3 protein-coding genes are annotated in these 3,290 nt (G+C 59.7%); all 3 read left to right on the top strand.

Translation table 11 applies throughout. The annotated features are described in order from the left end of the window. Positions 1-72 precede the first annotated feature (72 nt). From G9X64_RS36045 to G9X64_RS36035, 3 genes are read left to right on the top strand one after another with little or no spacing between them, the layout of a single operon-like run. Positions 73-1,314, top strand: coding sequence for a site-specific integrase (locus tag G9X64_RS36045; RefSeq protein WP_096772357.1), 1,242 nt, complete (start codon positions 73-75; stop codon positions 1,312-1,314). After that, a complete protein-coding gene (locus tag G9X64_RS36040) occupies positions 1,311-2,234 on the top strand; it encodes a tyrosine-type recombinase/integrase (RefSeq protein ID WP_086083856.1) in 924 nt (307 codons plus the stop codon). The genes G9X64_RS36045 and G9X64_RS36040 overlap by 4 nt, the downstream gene beginning before the upstream one ends. Beyond that, positions 2,231-3,232, top strand: coding sequence for a tyrosine-type recombinase/integrase (locus tag G9X64_RS36035; protein WP_096772358.1), 1,002 nt, complete (start codon positions 2,231-2,233; stop codon positions 3,230-3,232). The genes G9X64_RS36040 and G9X64_RS36035 overlap by 4 nt, the downstream gene beginning before the upstream one ends. The last annotated feature ends 58 nt before the right edge of the window (positions 3,233-3,290 follow it).

The following is a 3,290-nucleotide window of genomic DNA, read 5'->3' as shown; positions in this document are numbered from 1 at the left end:
AGCACCATAGCGGCCGCCTAGTCGGCATAGCTTAGGGTCTCTCCGTCGCAATTGTCGCGAAGGAGAGGACACATGAACGCAACTGACTATTTGAATCGCAGCGCCCTATACCGGAAGCTGGTCTACGGTCCGTATCGGGAGTTTGCGGGCGTTTACGCCGCCAAAATGTCGAACGAAGGTTTGGGGCGGCAATGCACGTGGCGGTCGCTGAGCCTGTTTCGGGATCTGATGGACTGGCATGTTGGCAATGGACATGCTCCGCAGGATTTGAATGAGGTTCACGCCGACCGCTTTCTTGAGCATCGTTTCAAACACTGGAAGCCCGACTCGGGCGATCGATCGGCGCTCCGCCGCTTGCTTTTGGCGTTACGGGAGAAAGGCTTAATACCAGCCGCGCTTCCGATTCAGCGCAGTGAGCACGAGATGATCGTCGATGTATTCGGGCAATATCTCTCGAATGAGAGAGGGCTCGCCGCCGCGACAGTGGGGAGCCACAAGCTTCTGTCGCTTCGATTTCTCCGGGAGGTGTGTCCTTTCGGCGCAGACGAGTTTGCAGCGCTCACCCCGGAGATCGTTATCGGTTATGTCGAGCGACATGCGCTCGACGGTTCCGCCGACAGTGGCAAAGCCATGTGCGGGGTTGTGCGTGCTTTCCTGCGCTATTTGCATCTGAAGGGCTTCATCTCGACGCCGCTCGCTGACTGTGTGCCGTCCATCCGCCGCTGGCGACTTGCCGGCCTTCCAACCTTCCTGCCGCCCGAGAAAGTCCAGAAGGTTCTCGATGCCTGCGATCGGACGACGGCAATGGGTCGTCGGGACTATGCGGTTCTGATGATCCTCGCCAAGCTCGGTTTGCGCGCCAGCGAAGTGGCCACCCTCAATCTTGACGATATCGACTGGCAGTCGGGCACGATCCTCGTACACGGAAAGGGACGACGACAAGCGACTATGCCGCTGCGTCACGACGTCGGAACAGCGATCGTCGCTTATATCCGGCATGGGCGCCCAGCTTCGGCATGTCGGCGAGTCTTCTTGCGAACACTTGCGCCGCATGTGGGCTTTGCCTCCGGCTGCGCCATCACGATGATCGCGAAGCAGGCACTCGAACGGGCAGGCATTGACGGCTATGCGCATCACGGTGCCCATCTTTTCCGCCACAGCCTTGCGACCGACCTTTTGCGGTCGGGCGCCAGCTTTGCCGAGATCGGTCAACTGCTCCGCCATCGAAGCATCGACAGTACAAGAATCTATGCAAAGCTCGATATTGAGAAGCTGCGGGAACTGAGCCTACCCTGGCCGGGAGGTGTCCAATGAGCCGGCTTCGCACCGCGCTTGAGCGCTACATCGGCATGCGCCAAGGGCTGGGATACAAATATGACGGTCCGGCAAAACGATTGTCGGAGTTCGTCGCTTTCATGGAAGCCCGCGGCGCCGAGACCATCACGGCGGACCTGGCAATGGAGTGGGTCACCTCGATGGGCCGGCAGCCGAGTTGGTCAATCCGACTGGCTGATGTGCGCTGCTTTGCCCAGCACCTCAGTCATTTCGATCCTTTGACGGAAGTGCCACCGAGCGACGCTGTGGCGCCGGCACGGCGGACAAAACCCTACATCTATAGTGAGGTCGAGATTCAGGCACTTCTGGCGGCAGCACTGTCGTTGCCGCCGGCCAACGCCCTGCGGCGCTGGACATATCACTGCCTGTTCGGGCTGATAGCGGTCGCCGGACTGCGCCATTCCGAAGCGCTCAGCCTGCTCCGGGCCGATGTAGATCTCGACCAGGGCGTCCTCACCATCCGAGAGACAAAGTTTGGCAAGTCACGGCTGGTGCCGCTGCATGCCACGACAATTGCTGTCCTTTCAGGCTATGCCGCCCGACGCGATGCACACCTTGGTACGCCGCGTAGTCCCTATTTCTTCGTCGCCGAACAGGGCGGCAGATTGCTGCATCAATACGTGCACCGCGTGTTCTGGCGACTATCTCGGCAAATCGGATTACGGCAGGAGGGGAAACGAGATGGCCCACGGATTCATGATCTTCGTCACCGTTTCGCCGTCCAGACCCTGATCAACTGGCATCGCGCCGGCGAAGATGTGGAACGCGAGCTGCCGGTTCTCTCGACCTTCCTCGGCCATGCGAATGTTCGCGACACCTATTGGTATCTGTCCGCCACGCCGGAACTGATGAACCATGCCGTACGGCGATTGAATAAGCGCTGGGAGGTACGGTCATGAGACGCACGAAAGACCTGGCCGTGCTGATCGAGCGGTGGTTCACAGATCGGCTCATGAAGCATCGAGGTGTAAGTTCTAACACCATCGCCTCCTATCGCGACACCTTCAGGCTCCTGTTTGCGTTCGCACAGACGCGCCTTGGGAGATCCCCATCGGAGTTGACGCTGCGGGATTTGGACGCTCCCTTCATCGGCGCATTCCTGGAGGATCTTGAGACGAAGAGATCCGCCTCGGTGCGGACCCGGAATCTCCGCCTTACAGCCATCCGCTCTTTCTTCCGATATGCGGCGTTCGAGGAGCCGGCACATAGCGCCCACATTCAGCGTGTGCTCGCGATCCCCAGCAAGCGATGTGACAAGCGGCAGCTTCAGTTTCTAACTAGGCCCGAGATTGAAGCGATCCTGGACTGCACGGATCGAAGCACGTGGCTGGGACGCCGCGACTACACTCTGCTGTTACTGGCCGCCCAAACGGGGCTGCGGGTCTCGGAGATCATCGACCTTGACCGAGATTCGGTAATGCTCGGCCGCGGTGCGCATGTGCAATGCATCGGCAAGGGCCGCAAAGAGCGAAGTACGCCGCTCACAAAGGTTGCACAGCAAGCCCTCCGTTATTGGCTCAAGGAACCAGGGAAGCGAGGCTCAACAGCCCTCTTTCCGAATACGCACGGTGGCAGGCTCAGCGCCGACGGCGTGCAGGCACTGCTGAACAAATATGTCGCCAAAGCACGTGAGCACTGCGTCTCCCTTCGCTCAAAGCGGGTGTCGCCCCATGTCTTGCGGCACTCTGCTGCCATGGAGTTGCTGCAGGCGGGCGTCGACTGCTCCGTCATTGCCCTGTGGTTGGGCCATGAAGCGATGGAAACGACGTTGACCTATCTTCATGCGCATCTCGAACTGAAGGAATCTGCACTCGCAAAGCTGAAGCCGTACGAAGGCGCCAAGGCCGAGCGATTTCGACCAAGCGACCGGCTTCTGGAATTCCTGAACACCCTCTGAGCATGAGAACTATGCCGAGTGCCAAACAACGGCGACCCGCCAAACTGGCTCGGAACGC

The organism is Rhizobium sophorae (assembly GCF_013087515.1).
Classification (GTDB): Bacteria; Pseudomonadota; Alphaproteobacteria; order Rhizobiales; family Rhizobiaceae; genus Rhizobium; species Rhizobium sophorae.
This window is presented reverse-complemented; position numbering and strand designations above follow the sequence as displayed.

Bases quoted from the DNA above. Each gene is read 5' to 3' on its own strand.
- G9X64_RS36045 (WP_096772357.1), top strand. From the start codon at position 73: ATGAACGCAACTGACTATTTGAATCGCAGCGCCCTATACCGGAAGCTG.
- G9X64_RS36040 (WP_086083856.1), top strand. From the start codon at position 1,311: ATGAGCCGGCTTCGCACCGCGCTTGAGCGCTACATCGGCATGCGCCAA.
- G9X64_RS36035 (WP_096772358.1), top strand. From the start codon at position 2,231: ATGAGACGCACGAAAGACCTGGCCGTGCTGATCGAGCGGTGGTTCACA.